The 19,578-nt window shown below is 68.9% G+C and carries 14 protein-coding genes; 7 read left to right on the top strand and 7 right to left on the bottom strand.

All coding sequences use genetic code 11. The features are described 5' to 3' along the window. Positions 1-57 precede the first annotated feature (57 nt). The 6 genes from AB0I98_RS11920 to AB0I98_RS11945 all read left to right on the top strand — a co-directional run bounded on the left by AB0I98_RS11920 (position 58) and on the right by AB0I98_RS11945 (position 10,122). Positions 58-1,422 carry a recombinase family protein gene (locus AB0I98_RS11920; RefSeq protein ID WP_362939018.1) on the top strand — a complete coding sequence of 455 codons (1,365 nt, stop codon included), beginning with the start codon at positions 58-60 and terminating at the stop codon, positions 1,420-1,422. Next, the gene (locus AB0I98_RS11925) at positions 1,400-3,430 is read left to right on the top strand and encodes a thioredoxin domain-containing protein (RefSeq protein WP_362939021.1); all 2,031 of its coding nucleotides are present in this window, start codon (positions 1,400-1,402) and stop codon (positions 3,428-3,430) included. The genes AB0I98_RS11920 and AB0I98_RS11925 overlap by 23 nt, the downstream gene beginning before the upstream one ends. Positions 3,431-3,630: 200 nt before the next feature. Next, positions 3,631-4,893, top strand: a complete 1,263-nt coding sequence (locus AB0I98_RS11930) for a glycosyltransferase (RefSeq protein ID WP_362939024.1) — start codon at positions 3,631-3,633, stop codon at positions 4,891-4,893. Continuing rightward, positions 4,890-6,536 (top strand): phospholipid carrier-dependent glycosyltransferase, encoded by a 1,647-nt coding sequence (locus AB0I98_RS11935; RefSeq protein ID WP_362939027.1) that lies wholly within the window; start codon positions 4,890-4,892, stop codon positions 6,534-6,536. Before AB0I98_RS11930 ends, AB0I98_RS11935 begins: the two co-directional genes overlap by 4 nt. Further along, a complete protein-coding gene (locus AB0I98_RS11940; RefSeq protein WP_362939030.1) occupies positions 6,533-7,708 on the top strand; it encodes a glycosyltransferase family 2 protein in 1,176 nt (391 codons plus the stop codon). Before AB0I98_RS11935 ends, AB0I98_RS11940 begins: the two co-directional genes overlap by 4 nt. 11 nt (positions 7,709-7,719) lie before the next feature. After that, a complete protein-coding gene (locus AB0I98_RS11945; protein ID WP_362939522.1) occupies positions 7,720-10,122 on the top strand; it encodes a galactose oxidase-like domain-containing protein in 2,403 nt (800 codons plus the stop codon). A gap of 96 nt (positions 10,123-10,218) precedes the next feature. Here AB0I98_RS11945 and AB0I98_RS11950 read toward each other — a convergent pair whose 3' ends face one another. The 4 genes from AB0I98_RS11950 to AB0I98_RS11965 all read right to left on the bottom strand — a co-directional run bounded on the left by AB0I98_RS11950 (position 10,219) and on the right by AB0I98_RS11965 (position 14,004). Beyond that, entirely contained in the window at positions 10,219-10,950 is a 732-nt protein-coding gene (locus AB0I98_RS11950; RefSeq protein ID WP_362939033.1) for a Mut7-C RNAse domain-containing protein, read from the bottom strand. Between the two features lie 33 nt (positions 10,951-10,983). Then, positions 10,984-11,613, bottom strand: a complete 630-nt coding sequence (locus AB0I98_RS11955) for a TetR family transcriptional regulator (protein WP_362939036.1) — start codon at positions 11,611-11,613, stop codon at positions 10,984-10,986. A gap of 5 nt (positions 11,614-11,618) precedes the next feature. After that, positions 11,619-13,166, bottom strand: a complete 1,548-nt coding sequence (locus tag AB0I98_RS11960) for an MFS transporter (RefSeq protein WP_362939039.1) — start codon at positions 13,164-13,166, stop codon at positions 11,619-11,621. Positions 13,167-13,290: 124 nt separating this feature from the next. Beyond that, positions 13,291-14,004, bottom strand: coding sequence for a hemolysin III family protein (locus AB0I98_RS11965; protein ID WP_362939042.1), 714 nt, complete (start codon positions 14,002-14,004; stop codon positions 13,291-13,293). Positions 14,005-14,342: 338 nt separating this feature from the next. Here AB0I98_RS11965 and AB0I98_RS11970 point away from each other — a divergent pair, with 338 nt between their 5' ends. Beyond that, complete coding sequence (locus tag AB0I98_RS11970; RefSeq protein ID WP_362939045.1) at positions 14,343-16,166, top strand: phosphoenolpyruvate carboxykinase (GTP); 1,824 nt, start codon at positions 14,343-14,345, stop codon at positions 16,164-16,166. Between the two features lie 99 nt (positions 16,167-16,265). Here AB0I98_RS11970 and AB0I98_RS11975 read toward each other — a convergent pair whose 3' ends face one another. Genes AB0I98_RS11975 through AB0I98_RS11985 form a run of 3 tightly spaced genes read right to left on the bottom strand, consistent with a single transcriptional unit; the run spans position 16,266 to position 19,577 of the window. Further along, positions 16,266-16,868 carry a hypothetical protein gene (locus AB0I98_RS11975; protein ID WP_362939048.1) on the bottom strand — a complete coding sequence of 201 codons (603 nt, stop codon included), beginning with the start codon at positions 16,866-16,868 and terminating at the stop codon, positions 16,266-16,268. After that, positions 16,855-18,405, bottom strand: a complete 1,551-nt coding sequence (locus AB0I98_RS11980) for a VWA domain-containing protein (protein WP_362939051.1) — start codon at positions 18,403-18,405, stop codon at positions 16,855-16,857. The genes AB0I98_RS11975 and AB0I98_RS11980 overlap by 14 nt, the downstream gene beginning before the upstream one ends. Continuing rightward, positions 18,402-19,577: a toxic anion resistance protein gene (locus tag AB0I98_RS11985; protein WP_362939054.1), complete on the bottom strand. Its 1,176-nt coding sequence runs from the start codon at positions 19,575-19,577 to the stop codon at positions 18,402-18,404. The genes AB0I98_RS11980 and AB0I98_RS11985 overlap by 4 nt, the downstream gene beginning before the upstream one ends. Position 19,578: the final 1 nt, after the last annotated feature.

Consider the following 19,578-nt stretch of genomic DNA (forward strand, 5'->3'; position numbering starts at 1 on the left):
GGAGGCGATCACCGACGCCAGTCCGGTAACCACGCGATCACTCGATCGTTTTTGTGGATGTCGGGCGAATTGTCGAGTGGGGGCGATGTGAACAACCTTGGAGCGGGCGAGACAGGCGGGTTGGTGCCGGTTGTGGCCTACGCGCGCACATCGGATGACTTCCGGCAGCGTGATGGCCACGGCGTGCGCTACCAGTTGCGGATCATTGAACGGACTGCGCATCAGTACGGCTGCACGGTGGTTGCCGCATACGTCGACAACGGCCGCAGCGCGTCCAAGGTGGGAGCGGCAAGACTCGGGTTCGACTTGCTGCTCGCCGACCTTGGACATGGGTACACCGATAGCGGCCACCGGATCGCGGGCGTCGTCTGCGTCGCTGACGACCGGTTGTACCGCCGTGCAGAGGACCTGGCACGCTTCTTCGCCGCGCTGACCAGTTGGCCGGGACGGATCTACGTCGACCCGCAGGGCGTTCGAGATCCGTACTCGCAGGAGGGGCTGTTGCAGGCGGTGCGATCGCTGGACGTGGCGGTCACGGAAACACGAGTCAGGAGCCGACGCGTGTCGGACTGGCACTGGGCGCGTGCCGCAGAAGGTGTACCGCACAGCGGGCCGAGGCCCTTCGGCTGGCAGGAGGACAGGCTCACGCTTCATCCAGAAGAGGCAAAGCTCGTTGAGCAGGCGATCAGCGACCGCATCGCGGGCAAGGCGGTCCGGGCCATCGCGGCAGACTGGTGTGATCTCGGGGTCACGGGCACCCGCGGCGGCAGACCCAACGCGCAGACTGTCACTCAGATCATCACCGCGCCGAGGGTCTGCGGCTATCGGGCCAACCGAGGCGAGTTGCTGTTGATCCCGGAGACGGGGCAGCCCGTGCATGGTCAGTGGGAGCCCATTGTGATGCCGGATCAGTGGCACTCGGTGTGCGCCACGTTCTCGCCTGGGAGCCTGTACCTCCACAGGGGAAGTGGTGCTCCCAGACTGACGGGGCAAAAGCGCCCGGCTCCCCGCCACCTGGCTACTGGGTTTCTGCGCTGCGGGGCGCGACGTCACGACGGCGCGATGTGCCTAGGCGCGCTGTGCGCTCAGAAGGGCAGGAGCAAGACCAGCCCTTACGTCTACTCCTGCCGTAGCTGTGGTCGATGCAGCATCAGCGGGCCGCTGGCTGACGAGGCCCTTGAACGGCTGGTCTTCTCCGAAGTTCGAGGAGTGGCGAAGCCGCCACAGCTCCTGCGTGACCGCTGGCGGTCCGGGGAGATGGGCCTCGAGGAGAAGAGGAAGGTCGTCGCGTCCGTCGTCACGCGCTGCATCGTCCGCCCCGGGGTGAAGGGATCTGCATCCTGGGATCACTCGCGGGTGGAACCCCTGCTGGAGCGCCCCGGTCAGGCAGGATGGAGTCATGCCGAACCGACTGGCCCATGAGACATCCCCGTATCTCCTCCAGCACGCCGAGAACCCCGTCGACTGGTGGCCCTGGTCGGAAGCGGCCTTCACGGAGGCACGTCGGCGTGGTGTTCCCGTGCACCTGAGCGTCGGCTATTCCAGCTGCCATTGGTGTCATGTCCTAGCCGCGGAAAGCTTCGAGGACGAAGCAGTCGCCGCGTACATGAACGCCCACTTCGTCAACATCAAAGTCGACCGCGAGGAACGCCCCGATGTCGACGCCGTCTACATGGAGGCCGTCCAGGCGGCCACCGGTCAGGGCGGCTGGCCCATGACCGTGTTTCTCACGCCGGATGCCGAGCCGTTCTACTTCGGCACCTATTTCCCGCCGGCGCCGCGGCACGGGATGCCGTCGTTCCGGCAGGTGCTGGAGGGGGTGCACAGCGCGTGGACGGACCGGCGGGAGGAGGTGGCCGAGGTCGCGGGGAAGATCGTGCGGGATCTCGCCGGGCGCGAGATCTCCTACGGTGGCCCCGAGGCACCGGGTGAGGAAGAGCTCGCGCGGGCTCTCCTCGGCCTCACCCGTGAGTACGACGCACAGCGCGGCGGGTTCGGCGGGGCGCCGAAGTTTCCGCCGTCCATGGTCATCGAGTTCCTGCTGCGGCATGCGGCGCGCACCGGTTCGGAGGGCGCGCTGCAGATGGCCGCCGACACCTGCGAGCGGATGGCGCGGGGCGGCATCTACGACCAGCTCGGCGGCGGGTTCGCCCGGTACTCCGTCGACCGCGAGTGGGTCGTGCCCCACTTCGAGAAGATGCTGTATGATAATGCCCTTTTGTGCCGCGTCTACGCCCACCTCTGGCGCACCACCGGCTCCGATCTGGCCCGGCGCGTCGCGCTCGAGACCGCTGACTTCATGGTGCGCGAACTGCGTACCAATGAAGGCGGGTTCGCCTCCGCGCTCGACGCCGACAGTGACGACGGGAGCGGCAAGCATGTCGAGGGGGCGTACTACGTCTGGACGCCGGAGCAGCTTCGGAACGTCCTCGGCGATGACGCCGAACTCGCCGCCGACTACTTCGGCGTGACCGAGGAGGGCACCTTCGAGGAGGGCGCCTCGGTGCTGCAACTCCCGCAGCGCGAGGGTGTGTTCGACGCGGAGAAGGTGGAGTCCATCAAGCGGCGGCTCCTGGACGCCCGCGCCGCCCGCCCGGCCCCCGGCCGCGACGACAAGGTGGTCGCCGCCTGGAACGGGCTCACGATCGCCGCGCTCGCCGAGACCGGCGCCTACTTCGACCGCCCTGATCTGGTCGAGGCCGCGGTCGGGGCCGCCGATCTCCTCGTACGGCTGCATCTGGACGACCATGCGCAGATCGCCCGTACCAGCAAGGACGGGAAGGTCGGGGCGAACGCGGGGGTGCTGGAGGACTATGCGGACGTGGCCGAGGGGTTCCTCGCGCTCGCGTCCGTCACGGGGGAGGGGGTCTGGCTGGAGTTCGCCGGGTTCCTGCTCGATCATGTCCTCGCCCGGTTCGTCGACGAGGAGTCCGGCGCGCTCTACGACACAGCCTCCGACGCCGAGCAGTTGATCCGTCGTCCGCAGGATCCGACCGACAATGCCGCTCCCTCCGGCTGGACCGCTGCCGCCGGTGCGCTGTTGAGCTATGCCGCGCAGACCGGTGCCGAGCCCCATCGCACGGCCGCCGAGCGGGCGTTGGGGGTCGTCAAGGCGCTGGGGCCGAGGGTGCCGCGGTTCATCGGGTGGGGGCTGGCCGTCGCCGAGGCGCTGCTGGACGGGCCGAAGGAGGTCGCGATCGTGGGGCCGTCCCTCGACGACAAGGCGACAAAAGCCCTGCATCGTACGGCGCTTCTGGGCACCGCCCCGGGCGCGGTCGTCGCCGTGGGGACTCCGGACAGCGATGAACTTCCGCTGCTCGCCGGGCGACCGCTCGTCCAAGATGAACCGGCGGCGTACGTCTGCCGTAACTTCACGTGTGACGCCCCGACGACCGACCTGGAGCGGTTGCGCACCGCGCTGAACGGCTGAAACGCAGCGGCGGGGCCGGATTTCGACGTGCAAAAATTGCGTATGTGTTGGGATGTGTCCGGCAAGTAGTGCCCCGTTCTGAAACAAGCTATTTAACGGAAACGCTCCCGCGCTTCACAGTTCCCCCCTAATCTCCCCACAGTGTCGCGATGGTGATGGGTCACCGTCGCGAGGGGGTTTTGGGGATCTGGGGGGATCTGTTGCTGACGTCTGTCTTCATCGCTGCCGTTTCACTGGCCTTGTTCTGGATGGCGGCCTTCACCTTGTGGTGGCAGATGCACGCGTGGCGTACGCCCGACGTGCTCGCCTCCACCCGATTCAGCAGCCCGGACGGCGGCGAACACCGCTCGTTCTCGCTGCTGCTGCCCGCACGGCATGAACAGGCCGTGCTGGACCACACGATCCAGCGGCTGCTGGAGTCCACGCACACCGACTTCGAGATCATCGTCATCGTCGGGCACGACGACCCGGAGACCACCGAGGTGGCCCGGAACGCGGAGGCGCGCGATCCGCGCGTGTGCGTGGTCGTCGACACCCATGAGAAGAAGAACAAGCCGAAGGCCATGAACACGGCGCTGCCGCACTGCCGCGGCGACATCGTCGGGGTCTTCGACGCGGAGGACCAGGTCCATCCGGAGCTGCTCGCTCATGTGGACCACGCCTTCCGGACGACCGGAGCGGATGTCGTCCAGGGCGGCGTCCAGCTCATCAACTTCCACTCCAGCTGGTACAGCCTGCGCAACTGCCTGGAGTACTTCTTCTGGTTCCGCTCCCGGCTGCATCTCCATGCGCAGAAAGGTTTCATCCCACTTGGGGGCAACACCGTCTTCGTGCGGACGGAGGTCCTGCGGGAGGCCGACGGCTGGGATCCCGACTGCCTCGCCGAGGACTGCGACCTGGGTGTGCGGCTGTCCAGCGTCGGCAAGAAGGTCGTCGTCGCCTACGACTCCGAGATGGTGACCAAGGAGGAGACGCCCGGCAGTCTCGTGTCGCTGCTGAAGCAGCGCACCCGCTGGAACCAGGGCTTCCTCCAGGTGTACCGGAAGAAGGACTGGAAGCAACTCCCGGGCTTCGGGCAGCGGTTGCTCGCCCGCTACACCCTGATGACGCCGTTCATGCAGGCCTTCACCGGCGTCATCATCCCGCTGAACGTGGCGATCGCGCTCTTCCTCGATGTCCCGGTCGCCATCGCGTTCATCACCTTCCTGCCGGCCGTGACGGCGATCGTCACCTTCGTCTTCGAGGTCGTCGGACTGCACGACTTCGGCAAGCAGTACGGGCTACGCGTCCGCTTCGTCCACTACGTGAAGCTCGTCGTGGGCGGCCCCTTCTATCAGGTCCTCCTCGCCGGGGCCGCCGTCCGCGCCGTATGGCGTGAGCAGCGCGGCCGGAACGACTGGGAGCTGACGACTCATGTCGGCGCACATCTCACCGAAGTGATCCGAGAGGACGTTCCTGCGTGACCTCCACTCTTCCCGCGGTGACCAGCACCAAGGTCCCCGCGCAGCGGCAGCTTGCGCCTGTAGCCGGTTCGACCGGTCGAACAACGCCGCCGAAGAGGCTGCGTTCCTCCCGCCCCGACCTCCTCCTGTGCGGTGTGCTCCTGGTGGCGATCCTCGTCGTCCAGGGCTGGAACATCGCCGCCTACCCGACGCTCAGCGACGACGAGGGCACCTATCTCGCCCAGGCCTGGGCGGTCCAGCAGGGCGAGGGCCTCGCCCACTACACGTACTGGTACGACCACCCGCCGCTCGGCTGGATCCAGATGGCCCTGCTCACCTGGATACCGGCCGCGCTCAGCCCCGAGTCGATGACGGTCGGCTCGATGCGCGTGATGATGCTGGTGATCAGCGGTATCAGCGCGGTCCTCTTGTACGTGCTGGGCCGCCGCCTCTCGCTGCCGCGCTGGGCCGCCGGGCTCGGCATGGTCCTCTTCGGGCTCTCGCCGCTGTCCGTCGTCCTCCAGCGGGAGATCTTCCTCGACAACCTCGCGGTGATGTGGACGCTGCTGGCGTTCTGCCTCGCCGCATCCCCGGGCCGTCACCTCTGGCACCACTTCGGCGCGGGCATGGCCGCCGCGACGGCCGTGCTCACCAAGGAGACGATGCTCGTCATCCTGCCCGCCTTGTTCATCACCATGTGGCGGCACAGCCACCGCGACACCCGCAAGTTCGCCCTCACCGGAGCCGTCACGGCCTGCGCCCTGATCGGCTTCGCGTACCCGCTCTTCGCCCTGCTCAAGGGCGAATTGCTCCCGGGCAGCGGCCATGTCTCCCTCTGGGACGGCATCAAGTACCAGATGACCAGGCCGGGTTCGGGCTTCATCCTGGACCGGGGCACCGGCTCGTACGGCGTCCTGCAGTCCTGGCTCTACTACGACCGTGTCCTGCCCCTCGGCGGCCTCGCGGGCGCGCTGCTCCTGCTGGCCACCTGGCGCTGGTCGGTCACCGCCCGCGCGCTCGCCGGACCGGCGCTCACCGTGGCGATCCTGGCCCTGCTCGCCCTGCGCCCCAACGGCTATCTGCCCGCGATGTACGTCATCCAGGCCCTGCCCTTCCTCGCCCTGGTCCTCGCCGGAGGCACCGCGTCCGTCGCCCACGCCGTACTCCGCAGATGGCGCCTGCCGGACGAACAGCGCTATCTGACCAGGGGCCGGTACACACTCGCCGTCGTCCTCGCACTCGCCGCCGGTGCGTACGTCGTGCCGCGCTGGTACGAGGGTGACCGCACCGCCGTCACCGCCGACGCCAACGCGCCCTACCGGGCCGCCTCGAAGTGGCTCGGCAGTGAGGTGGCGGACCCGGAGAAGACCCGGGTACTCGTCGACGACGCGCTCTGGCTGGACCTGGTGCACTCCGGATACGAGCCCGGGCTCGGCGTCATCTGGTTCTACAAGGCTGACCTCGACCCGGCGGTGACGAAGACGATGCCGCGCGGCTGGCGGGACCTCGACTACGTGGTCGCCTCGCCGACGGTACGGCGCGACGCGGTCGACCTGCCCAACGTCAAGGCGGCCATCGAGCACTCGACCCCGGTCGCCGTCTTCGGCACCGGCGAGGACCGCATCGAGATCCGGCAGATCCAGTCGGCGGGAGGCGTCCGATGAGCCAGGAACACACCGCACCGGTGTCCGTGCCGGATTTGGCGGCTTCCGAGGTCCCGGAACCCGGTGCCGTCACCATCGTCGTGCCTACCTTCAACGAGGCGCAGAACATACGGGAGTTGCTGCACCTGATCACCGAGTCGGTGCCGTCCCGGCTGCCCTGCGAAGTCCTCTTCGTGGACGACTCCACCGATGACACGCCCCAGGTGATCAGGGAGGCGGCGCAGGACTGTCCGTTCCCGGTGGCCGTGCTGCACCGGGACGAGCCGGTCGGCGGGCTCGGGGGCGCGGTCGTCGAGGGGATGAAGGCCGCCACGTCGGACTGGATCGTCGTGATGGACGGCGACTGTCAGCATCCGCCGTCCCTGGTACCGGATCTGGTGGCCACCGGCGAGCGGTCGAACGCCGGTCTCGTCGTCGCCTCCCGGTACATCAAGGGCGGCAGCAGAGCGGGACTGGCGGGCAGCTACCGCGTGGCCGTGTCGCGGGCGGCGACCTGGCTGACCAAGTCCCTCTTCCCGCGCAAGCTGCACGGCATCAGCGACCCGATGAGCGGCTTCTTCGCCATCCGCCGCAGCCACATCACCGACGGGACGCTGAAGCCGCTCGGCTACAAGATCCTGCTGGAGCTGGCGGTCCGGAGCCGTCCGCGCACGGTCACCGAGGTGCCGTTCGTGTTCCAGGAGCGCTTCGCCGGGGAGTCCAAGTCCACGGCAACGGAGGGACGGCGCTTTCTGCGGCACCTCGCCGGGCTGCGTACGGCCGACCCGCTGGCCCGGATGGTGGTGTTCGGGCTGATCGGGCTGACGGGCTTCGTACCGAACCTGCTCGCGCTGTGGGCGCTGACCGGAGCGGGGATGCACTACCTGCCCGCGGAGATCGTCGCCAACCAGTTCGGCGTGGCCTGGAACTTCCTGCTCATCGAGAAGCTGCTGTTCCGCGACCGGCGCGGGCACCGCCACTGGGCCGACCGCACCATCCGGTTCGCGCTGCTCGCCAACGCCGACCTGGTGCTGCGCATCCCGCTGATCGCGCTGCTCGTGGGGCAGTTCGGCCTGGCCGTCCTGCCCGCCACGGCGCTCGCCCTGGTCATCACCTTCGTCCTGCGCTTCGTCGGAACCGAAGCGCTGGTCTATCTGCCTCGCACGAGCCGCACAGCAAGGAGTGCAGCATGAGATTCAGCCGCATGAGATCCCGACGGAGACCGGCCCTGCTGGCCGTCATGGGCCTCACCGCAGGCCTGCTGCTCAGCACGCCCCAACCCGCCTTGGCCGCCAACCTCATCAAGAACCCCGGCTTCGAGACCGCCGGCACCGACGGCATGCCGTACTGCTGGTCGAAGTCGGGCTGGGGCGACAACGACTTCAGCTTCACCACGACGGCCGACGCCCACTCCGGCACCAAGGCCATGAAGGTCGAGCTGACCCGCCGGGTCTCCGGCGACCGCAAGGCCCTGGTCACCGAGTCGACGGCGTGCGCGCCGGTCGTGACGGTGGGCAAGCAGTACGACCTGGGGCTCTGGTACAAGTCGACCACCCCGGACACGTCCCTCACCCTCTTCCGGCACGACACCACGGCGGGCTGGCAGTACTGGACCGACCTCAAGACACTGGAGCTCGCGGGCGCCTGGACGCAGGCGTCGGTCCGCACCCCCGCGGTCCCGGCCGGCACCGACCGCATCTCCTGGGGCGTCTCCGTCTACGGCACCGGCTCGGCCACCACCGACGACTACACGATGGACCAGGTCGCCGACCCGGTACCCCAGCCCGTGTGCACGGGCACGCCCGCGGAGTGCGCCAACGGCAGGTGGGACGTGCTGCCCACGAAGAACCCGGTGCGCTCCATGCACTCCGTCGTCCTCAACAACGGCAAGGTGCTGCTGATCGCGGGCTCCGGCAACAGCGAGGAGCAGTTCAAGGCGGGCACCTTCACCTCGGCGGTGTACAACCCGGCCACCGGCACCTACAAGGTCATCCCCACGCCGAAGGACATGTTCTGCGCCGGGCATGTACAGCTCCAGGACGGGCGCGTGCTGGTGATGAGCGGCAACAAGGGCTATCCGACGGCGGACGGCACGATCGGCTACCAGGGCTACAAGGACTCGTACATCTTCGATCCGGTCAGCGAGACGTACAGCAAGACCAACGACATGAACGACGGCCACTGGTACCCGTCGGCGACCGCCCTCGGCAACGGTGACGTCATCTCCTTCGGCGGACTGAAAGAGGACTCGACCGGCTCGGTGACGGCGGAGCTGTGGTCGGACGCGCAGCAGAAGTGGCTGCCGACCTGGCAGGTCAACCAGACCTGGTCGTACTGGGGTCTGTACCCGTCGATGATCCTGATGCAGGACGGCCGCCTCTTCTACTCGGGCAGCCACACCTTCGGCAACAACATCCCGGGCACCGGATCGGCGATCTACGACTACGACGCCAACACGATCACGCAGACGCCGGGCCTGCAGAAGAAGGACGAGCGCGACCAGTCGGCGAGCGTGCTGCTGCCCCCGGCGCAGGACCAGAAGGTCCTCACCCTCGGCGGCGGCAACATCGACTCCAACCCGGACGCCAACCGGCTGACCGACGTCATCGACCTCAAGACCGCCAACCCGGCCTACGTGGCAGGCCCGCCGATCCCGCAGGGCACGGTCGACCTCGGCAACGGCCCGGTGCCGCAGACCGGCAACCAGGGCAAGATGTACGTCTCCGCCGTCCTCCTGCCCGACGGCAAGGTCCTCGAGACGGGCGGCGCGCTGCACAACCGGGCCGACCCGGTCTACGAGACGTCGATCTACGACCCGGCGACCAACACCTTCGATCCGGTCGCCGTCGATCCCGAGGCCCGCGGCTACCACTCCTCCGCGTTCCTGCTGCCCGACGGCCGGGTGATGACCACCGGCGACAACCCGGGCAACGGCACCTGGAACCACGACGTGTCGATCTACACGCCGCCCTATCTCCTCAAGGGCGCACGTCCGGCGATCACTTCGGTGATCGACACCGAGTGGACCTACGGCGACACCCAGCGGATCACCGTCGACCGTCCCATCGCCAAGGCCGAGCTGATCCGCCCGGCCGCGGTGACCCACTCCTCCGACCCGAACCAGCGGTTCGTGGACCTGCCGCTGTCGGTGGACGGCAACAACGTCGACCTGAACGTGACGAGCAACCCCAACATGGCCCCGCCCGGCTGGTACATGCTCTTCGCGGTCGACGCCAACGGCGTGCCGTCCGTGGCCAAGTGGGTGCACCTCCAGGGTCCGCAGGCCCTGAGCGCCACCGACGCCTCGGCCCACGTCCACTCCTTCGCCGACTCCCTGGAGGGCACGGTGCATGAGCCCGGCAAGAAGCGGACCTCGCAGAAGGTCAGCCCCACCGTCTCCGGCTGCGACCGGCACTACGGCTCGATCAACGTGTGCGTGCCGACCGCCTTCCCGGACGAGGTGAAGAAGACGACGGCGGCCCGCTGTGCCTGGCTCAAGTCGAACGACTACGGCCGCCTGAAGGTCAACGGCAAGGACGACCCGCTCCGGCTCGACCGCAACAAGGACGGAGTGGCCTGCGGCAAGAAGGATCTGACGAGGCGCTAGGCGCCCCCGAAGGGGCGCGGGGCTGTATCGATATGCGGCTCCGCCGCGTGGGCGCGACCAGCCACAAACGGCCCGCAGTTCCCCGCGCCCCTTCCCTCAACGGCGCTCCGAGCGCAGCGCAAGCGCCCGCTCCACGATGGCCTGCAACTGCTCGTGATGCGCGCCCTTCCAGTAGGCACGTCCGCATTCCTCGCACCGGGCGAAGACGTCGTACGACCGGTGCGTCCCGTGCTGCAGCTGGTCCGCGACCTCGGCCTTCGTGGCCTCCTTCAGCAGGCCGTTGCACGCGATGCACCGAGTCCAGGGCCGCAGCTCGGGGCGGAACCGGTCGAGGATGCCGGGGAGCTGTTCGTCGGGGCGGGTGCTGTAGACATACGCGCCGGCCCACAGCTCCCGGCGCCGCAGCAGACCCCGGTCACGGCTGAGCATGACCCGCTTCTCGGCGGCCGAGCGCGCGGCCAGTGCCCCGTCGCCGATGTCCGTCGACTCGTACGCCGTGTCCACGCCGAGCAGGCGGAGCCGGCGGGCGAGGGTGCCGAGATGGACGTCGAGGAGGAAGCGCAGGGGAGCGCCGGGAACCTGCTGGGGGCGCTCGACGGGCTGGACGCTCACCGAGTCGCCGGCCTTCGGGACGTACGACACCGGCACCTCGCGGTCGTCCACGACGAGTGCGCCGACCTCGGTCAGCGGGACGCCGAGGGACTCGATGACATGGCCGAGGGTGGAGACGCCGTCGGTGGCCACCGGGGTGGCGCCGCGGCGTCGGGCCTGCGGCACGAACAGGGCCAGTCCGGGGTCGAATTCGACGTGGATCTCGGGACCGTTCACCTGGCCAGGATGACACGCGGGAGGGGTGTGGCCTCAGGCGTTTTTCGGGGGGAGGCCATGCGCGAAGACGTCCATCGCGCGGTCGACCAGGTCTTCGAGCTCGTCCTCGAAGTCGTTCTCCGCCCAGTACAGCGCGACCTCCGTCAGCCCGCCGATCAGGGACATCGCGTAGACGCGCACCTCCAGATCGTCGGCGGCGCGGCCGGTGCGCTCCGCGATGACCCGGCGCAGCAGCTCGGCAGTGATGGACATGCTCTCGATCATCCGGGAGCGCACGGCCGGTACCTGGACCATCAGATGCGACCGCAGCCGGGTCACCTCGGGCTCCTCGGCCATGGCGAGGACGATGCCCGTCTTCAGCGCGTACCGCAGCGAGTCCAGCCAGGGCTCGTCCGCGGGCCGCCGCAGCAGTTCCTCCTCGATCAGCGGGTCGTACTCGTCCGTGAGGACGATGTCCTCCTTGGTCGGGAAGTAGCGGAAGACGGTCGACGGCGACACCTCGGCGCGGTCGGCGATCTGCTCGATCGTGGTGGCGTCGTACCCCTGCTCCTGGATCAGCTCGTACGTCGCCGTACGGATCGCCATCCGGGTCTTGGTCTTCTTCCGCTCGCGCAGCCCCGACTGGGGGCGGTCGGCGGAGGTGGGGGTACGTGCGGCCGTCATGGAGGTCATTGTCGGGCATCCTCCTGAGGAAGGGCCACGGGCGGGTCGGGCTCCTCCTCCGCCTCGGGGGTGCCGGGCAGGAACGCGGCGGCCAGCAGTGCCGATACGAGCGCGGCGATCCCGCACACGAGCAGGACCAGGCCCATGCCGTGGACGTACGCGCCGTTCGCGGACGCGATGAGGTCGGCCGAGCCCGTCCGTTCGGCGACGACATGCGCCGCGACCACGGACTCCCCGGCGGTGTCGGCGGCCGGGGCGGGCAGGCCGGTGACGTCGAGCCGGTCGCGGAAGACGCCCGAGAGGACGCTGCCGAGCAGGGCGATGCCGAGTGCGGCGCCGACCTGGCGCAGCGTCATCAGCAGCCCCGACCCGCTGCCCGCGCGGTCGCGCGGGAGGGTGCCGAGGGCGCCGGACATGGCCGGGATCACGGAGAAGCCGAAGCCGACGCCGGCGATGGAGAGCCACAGCGCGGTGAAGCCGTAGCCGGAGTCCACCGTCGTACGACTGCCCAGCAGCGCGGCGAAGGCCAGCACCACCAGGCCCGCGCTCACCACCGCCCGGGCCCCGAACCGGGCGATCACCGGCTGGGCGGCCCGGGTGGCGACGAGGAGACCGCCCATCATCGGCAGCAGCCGCACGCCGGTGCCGAGGGCGTCATGGCCGAGGACGGCCTGGAGGTAGGGCGGCAGCACGAACAGCAGGCCGGAGAGGATGAACATCACCAGCGTGGCGGCCAGGGTGTTGAAGAGGAAGCCGCGGTGGCCGAGCAGCGCCATGTCGAGCATCGGCCGCTCCGCCCGCCGCTCGCGCACCACCAGACCGGCGATGAGCAGCAGGCCGGCGCCGGACATCCCCAGCACCAGCGGGTCCCCCCAGCCACGCGTCGGGGCCTCGATGATCGCGTAGATGAGGGCGCCGAGCCCGGCCGCGGTGAGCGCGGTGGAGACCGTGTCGACCTTGGGGGAGGCGGGGTCCCGGGTCTCCGGGAGCAGGAAGACACAGGCGGCGATGCCGACCGCGGCCATGGGCACGTTGACGAGGAAGACCGAGCCCCACCAGAAGTGGTCGAGCAACCAGCCGCCGATGATCGGCCCGAGCGGCAGGCCGAGCGCGGACGCCGCGGACATGATGCCGACGGCCTTGGTGCGCTCCTGAGGCGCGAACAGCGCGGGCAGGACGGACAGCGCGAGCGGCGTGACCAGTGCCGCGCCGATGCCCATGACCGCGCGGGCCACGATCACCCACGTCACATCGTCGGCCAGCGCGCCGATGAGCGACCCGGCGAGGAAGACGCCGAGCCCGGTGATCAGCATCAGCCGCCGTCCGAACCGGTCGCCGAGCAGTCCGGCGGGGAGCATCAGCGCCGCGAAGACGATGACGTACGCGTCCGCCATCCATTGCTGCTCGCCGGTACTGGCGCCGAGGTCGGCCGCCATCGTCGGCAGCGCGACGTTGAGGATCGTCATGTCGAAGCCGAGCGTGAGCATGCTCGCGACCAGGGCGGCGAGGGCCCACCAGCGGCGCGGGTCCGGAGTATGGGTGACAGTAACCATGAAATGAGAGTAACTCTCAAAAGATGGAAGCTGTCAATATGTGGCTGTCCCTGTACCCGGTGTGCGGGCATGAAAAAGGGCCGCGGCTTGAAGCCGCGGCCACTGCGATGAGCTCCCCGAAGGGCTATGCGTGCTGGTACGCCACCAGCGAGATCCCCACGTAGTGCACGACGAACGCCGCCAGCGTGAAGGAGTGGAAGACCTCGTGGAAGCCGAACCACCGCGGGGACGGGTTGGGGCGCTTGATGCCGTAGATGACGCCACCCGCGCTGTAGAGGAGGCCGCCCACGATCACCAGGACCAGGACGGCGATCCCGCCGGCGCGCATGAAGTCCGGCAGGAAGAAGACCGCCGCCCAGCCCATCGCGATATAGCACGGGGTGTAGAGCCAGCGCGGGGCGCCGACCCAGAACACCCGGAAGAGGATGCCCGCGACCGCGGCTCCCCAGATGCCCCACAGCAGCACCTCCCCCTTGGCTCCGGGCAGCAGGAGCATCGTCAGCGGGGTGTAGGTGCCGGCGATGATCAGGAAGATGTTGGCGTGATCCAGCCGCCGCAGGACGCCGTCCATCTTGGGGCTCCAGTTGCCCCGGTGGTACAGCGCGCTGACTCCGAACAGCAGACAGGCCGTCAGGGCGAAGATGCCGCAGGCGATGCGGCCTCTCGGCGAGTCGGCGAGGGCGGTGAGTACGAGACCTGCGATGAGTACGGCCGGAAACATGCCGAGATGCAGCCAGCCCCGAAGCTTGGGCTTAATGGGATGCGGCAGTGCGAGCGCGTGAGGACGGAGGCCGTCGGCCGGCGTGTCCAAGGGCGCGTCGGAGGCGGACGCAGTCATGCGGGCCATCGTACCTACGTAACCGTAAGTTACGTATCAGTCTGCCTGGATGACCCGCACAGAGTGGCCATCGTCTCACGGGAGTTGGCGCCTCCCGCGTGCATGGTCACGCAAAGAGACGGTCTGCTGAACCCAACGTGCACGCAAAGCGACGGGTTCAAGCGTGGCGATGCTCACTCCGCTCACCTGTGACGCCCTCTGGACAGATGGGCGCTCCCGTCGGATGATCAAATGAGTGCGGTCGGCACCGGATGAGCGCCAGCCAAGCCGCTGGGATGCATCCGGGTCGCAGCCCCCACGGGGCCTCCAACCAAAAAATCCCTCATCTAGGAGCAATCGTGGCGCGCGACATCGCGGCTCCCCCCGTCGTTCCCACCCACCACAAAGAACTGGTCTCGTGGGTGAACGAGATCGCTGAACTGACGCAGCCGGACAGCGTGGTCTGGTGTGACGGATCCGAAGCCGAGTACGAGCGACTGTGCGAGGAGCTCGTGGCCAAGGGCACCTTCAAGAAGCTCGACCCGATCAAGCGCCCGAACTCGTACTACGCGGCCTCCGACCCGACCGATGTCGCCCGGGTCGAGGACCGCACCTTCATCTGCTCCGAGAAGGAAGAGGACGCGGGCCCGACCAACCACTGGAAGGCCCCCGCCGAGATGCGGGACATCTTCGCCGGCGAGCAGGGCCTGTTCCGCGGCTCCATGCGCGGCCGGACCATGTACGTCGTGCCCTTCTGCATGGGCCCGCTGGGCTCGCCGCTGTCCGCGATCGGCGTCGAGATCACCGATTCGGCGTACGTCGCCGTCTCCATGCGCACGATGACCCGGATGGGGCAGCCGGTCCTCGACGAGCTGGGCACCGAGGGCTTCTTCGTGAAGGCCGTCCACTCGCTGGGCGCCCCGCTGGCCGAGGGGGAGGCGGACGTGGCCTGGCCGTGCAACCAGACCAAGTACATCTCCCACTTCCCGGAGTCCCGCGAGATCTGGTCCTACGGCTCCGGCTACGGCGGCAACGCCCTGCTCGGCAAGAAGTGCTACGCCCTGCGCATCGCCTCCGTCATGGCGCGCGACGAGGGCTGGCTCGCCGAACACATGCTGATCCTCAAGCTCACGCCGCCGCAGGGTCAGTCCAAGTACGTCGCCGCCGCCTTCCCGAGCGCCTGTGGCAAGACCAACCTCGCCATGCTGGAGCCGACGATCTCCGGCTGGACGGTCGAGACGATCGGCGACGACATCGCGTGGATGCGGTTCGGCGAGGACGGCCGGCTGTACGCCATCAACCCCGAGGCCGGCTTCTTCGGCGTCGCGCCCGGCACCGGTGAGCACACCAACGCCAACGCGATGAAGACGCTGTGGGGCAACTCCGTCTTCACCAACGTCGCGCTGACGGACGACGGCGACATCTGGTGGGAGGGGATGACCGAGGAGACGCCCGCCCACCTCACGGACTGGAAGGGCCGGGACTGGACGCCGGAGTCCTCGGAGCCCGCCGCTCACCCCAACGCCCGCTTCACCGTCCCCGCCTCGCAGTGCCCGATCATCGCGCCCGAGTGGGAGGACCCCAAGGGCGTGCCGATCTCCGCGATCCTCTTCGGCGGGCGGCGCGCGACGGCCGTACCGCTGGTGACGGAGTCCTTCGACTGGAACCACGGTGTCTTCCTCGGCGCGAATGTCGCCAGCGAGAAGACCGCCGCCGCCGAGGGCAAGGTCGGTGAGCTGCGGCGGGATCCCTTCGCCATGCTGCCGTTCTGCGGGTACAACATGGGCGACTACATGGGGCACTGGGTCGAGGTCGCCAAGGACAAGGACCCGGCCAAGCTGCCGAAGATCTACTACGTCAACTGGTTCCGCAAGAACGACGCGGGCAAGTTCGTCTGGCCCGGCTTCGGTGAGAACAGCCGCGTCCTGAAGTGGATCGTGGAGCGGCTGGAGGGCAAGGCCGAGGGTGTGGAGACGCCGATCGGGATCCTGCCGGCGAAGGGTGCGCTGGACACGGACGGGCTTGAACTGGGCGAGGAGGAGCTGGACTTCCTGCTCACCGTGGACAAGGAGGTCTGGCGTGAGGAGGCGGCGCTGGTTCCCGAGCATCTGAATACGTTCGGTGAGCACACGCCGAAGGAGCTGTGGGATGAGTACCGGGCGTTGGTGGAGCGCCTGGGGTAAGGGTCCCCCTTCGTCGTTGGCGGGTGCGGGGGCGTGGGGGCTGGTCGCGCCCACGCGGCGGAGCCGCAAATCGATACAGCCCCGCGCCCCTATCGGGCGCTACTGCTGGCGGTCCTCCAAGTAGCGGGTGTGGGTTTCCTGTCTGCGGGCCTCCGCCTCCCGCAGCGTTGCCGCCAAACTCTGGGCTTCCTTCTTCAGGAAGCCCAGTTGGCGTTCCAGGTGGAGTTCGGGGGAATCGGTGCCGGGGGACATGCGGGTCCACCAGCGGGTTCGGGCGAAGGTGTCCACGGCCTCGGGGAGGTCGCGGCGGACTATGCGGGAGAGGGCGTGGACGGCCTCCGGGTCGTGGGCGAGCAGTTCCTTGCTCCAGCCGTGGTCCAGCAGGGCGGTGAGCAGCTCGGTCAGTTCGCGGAGGCGGGCCGCGGCTGTGACCGACAGGTCGATGTCCGTGAGGTAGCCGCGGAGCTTGTCGAAGTCCTGGCGCAGTTCGTCCAGTTGGGCCGACGGGTCCGGGAAGTCCGGTAGGGGTGGGCGTTCCGGTGGGGCGATCAGGGCGCCTGCGCCGTAGAGGCCGGCGACGACCGCCGGCCAGTACGGGCCCGCGACTCCCGTGAAGGTCAGCACCACGCCGGCCAGCCCGCATGCGCTGCCCGCGATGTTCTTGCGGGACTCCAGGTAGCCGAGGAATCTACTGGTAGCCACGGATCTCCTCGAAGGCGCCGTCCAGTGAGCCCTGCTGGGCGTCGAAGAGGCGGCCGCCGGTCAGGTCGGCGATGTGTTCCAGTTCTGAGCGGTCGGAGTCGCCGAAGAGGATGGGGAAGACGGGGATCTCCTTGCTGTCCCGGTCGAGCCCGGCGTAGAAGGCGTCGAACTCGGAGGCCTTGGCGCCGGTCGTGTTCTCGCCGTCCGTCATCAGCACGATGGACGTGAACGTGTCGCGGTCGGTGCCGAGGTGGTCGTACGCCTTCTCAAGTGACGTGAAGATCGCGGTGTCGCCCTCGGCCGTGAGGGATGCGGTGTCCTGGCGGATCCCGTTGAGGCCGGTCTCTGGGTCGGCCGGCTCGACGACGTGGGTGCGCACGCTCTTCACGTCGGAGCCGAAGGGCATGAGGGTGACTTCTTCGCGGTCCCGGAAGTCGGCGGTGAGGGCGGTGAGGGCCTGCTTGAGGTCGGCGAGCCGGTCGCCCTCCATGGAGCCGGAGGTGTCGAGGACGTAGACGGTCCGGGACGGGCGGCGCAGCTCGTTCTCGTACGAGTCGAGGAGGCCGTCGGCGACGGACCGGCTGCCGGGGAAGGGCAGTTCGCGGCGTCGGTCGGTGTCGAGTCCGGCGGCGGGTTGTACGTCGGCGACGACAGGTCGGCGGTGGGTGCGCTCGGTGATCGCGCGCTGGGTCTCCGGCGTGCGCAGGGCCTCGGTGAGGCGGCGGACGTCGTCGCGGGTCTCGGTGTTCGTGGCGGCGAGGGAGGAGAGCGGGTAGTCGGCGGTGACGACGCCGTCGCGCGGGCGGATCACGGTCAGGCCCGGGATGCCCTTGAGGACGGACTCGTAGTTGAGGAGCGCGTCGATGTCCCCGCGCCGGTCGTAGGCCGCCGCCAGCCAGCCCGACGAACCCGACGTCAGCTTCTGCCCCTTGAAGAACTCCTTCAGCCGCGGGGTCGCCTTGGTGACGTCCGCGTCCGTGAGGGCGGACTGGGCGCCGGAGAGCGCCGAGGCGACGGAGACGAGCGTCGAGAAGCCGGAGTTGGAGCGGGCCGGGTCGGTCATGCCGTACGTCAGTTTCCCGTCCCGCACGGCCTGCTCGACCTGGGACCAGGTGACGTCCTCGGGCTTCCAGCCGAGCTCGTCGACGGTCGCCGCCTTGACGCCGATGGCGACCGGGCTGGACATGACGGGCGTCTCCGACACGACCTTCTTCGCCGCGTCGGGCCGTAGCCGCAGATAGTCGTTGGAGGACAGCCACAACGCGTCGAACTGGCCGTCCGCCTTCCCCTTCGCCACCAGGTCCACGGCGTCCAGGGTGCCCATGTACGTCGGCCGGACCTTGATGCCGGTGTCCTTCTCGACCTCGGCGAGGACCGGAGTCATGTCGCTCAGCTCACTGGAGGCGAGGACCCGGAGGGTGCCCGGCTCGGCGGGTCCGGGGACGCCGGGCGTCGGGAAGTCTGTCGAGTCTCCCTGAGTCGTGCAGGCGGTGAGCAGGGCGGCGGCCATCAGGGTGACAAGTGCGCCTCGTCTCATCCGAGGCCTCCTTCCAGCGCGCCCCGGGACCGGCTGCGCTCCAAGTACACGGACGCGTGCTGGAGTTCGGAGGTCAGGGACTCGACCGTCGCCGCCATCGCCTCCGTCGCCTGGACCTTGTAGGTGTCGATCGTGTCGAGGGTCCGGTAGATCTGCTGGAAGGCGTTGCGCAGCGTCTCCGCTCCGACAGCCGGGTCGGCGGCGATGCGCTGGATCTCGCCGCTCTGTGTGGCCAGCATCTCCGCGTTGCCCCGGATGAGGTCCTCGGTGGTGCCGCGCAACGCGTTGACCTGGTCGACGACCTTCTTCTGGTTGTCGAGCGCGGAGGCGAGCATCACCGAGATGCGCAGCGCCGAGACGGTGGTCGTGGCGGCGCGGTCGACACCCTTGATCAGCTCTTCGTTGTTGCGTCGTACGACGTCCATGGCGAGGTACCCCTGCGCGCACACCGCGAGCTGGGTGAGCAGGTCCTGGTGCTTCTGCCGGACGGGGAAGAGCACATCGGCACGGAGACTGTCGGCCTGCTGCGGATCGGTCGCTTCCACCCCGCCGATGTGCTGCTCGACGGCCGCGTCCAGCGCCTCGGTGAGGACGACGTACTCCTGGAGCTTGCCCATCGTCTCCCACAGCCGGACCCGCTCGGTCTGCAACGCGGCGTTGTCGCGGCGCAGTTCGTCCTGGCCGCCGCGCAGCGAGCCGACGATCTTGTTGAGGGTGTTCTGCGAGGAGGCGTACTTGGCGACGTGGTCGCGCAGCTTGTTGCCGCCGGGCAGCTTGGACAGGAACTTGCGGCCCTTGCTCGCGGGCAGGTCACGCGGGTCCAGGTCCTCCACCACCCGCCGCAGCTCGACGAGCGAGCCCGCCACCTTCGACTGGGCGTCACCGCCCTTGTCGGGGAGGCTGCGCACCGTGCGCTCCAGCATCCGGTTGGACTGGGCGGCGGCGCTGCGCATCTCGCCCGCGCCGAGATTGGTGATCTCCCCGACCTTGCCGGCGAACTCGGGCGAGCGCGCGTCGAGGGAGGCGAGCCCTTCGATGTAGGCGGAAGCCTTGTTCGCCATGTCGTTGCGGACGCTGTCGTCGACGGGCACGAGCCCGCCGGCCTTCTCCCGCGGCACGGCGGCGACGGGCTCGGGCGGAGTGAGGACGAACGTCTCGTCGTTGCTGGTCATG

The sequence above is a fragment of the Streptomyces sp. NPDC050211 genome (assembly GCF_040656035.1).
In the GTDB taxonomy this organism is placed as follows: Bacteria; Actinomycetota; Actinomycetes; order Streptomycetales; family Streptomycetaceae; genus Streptomyces.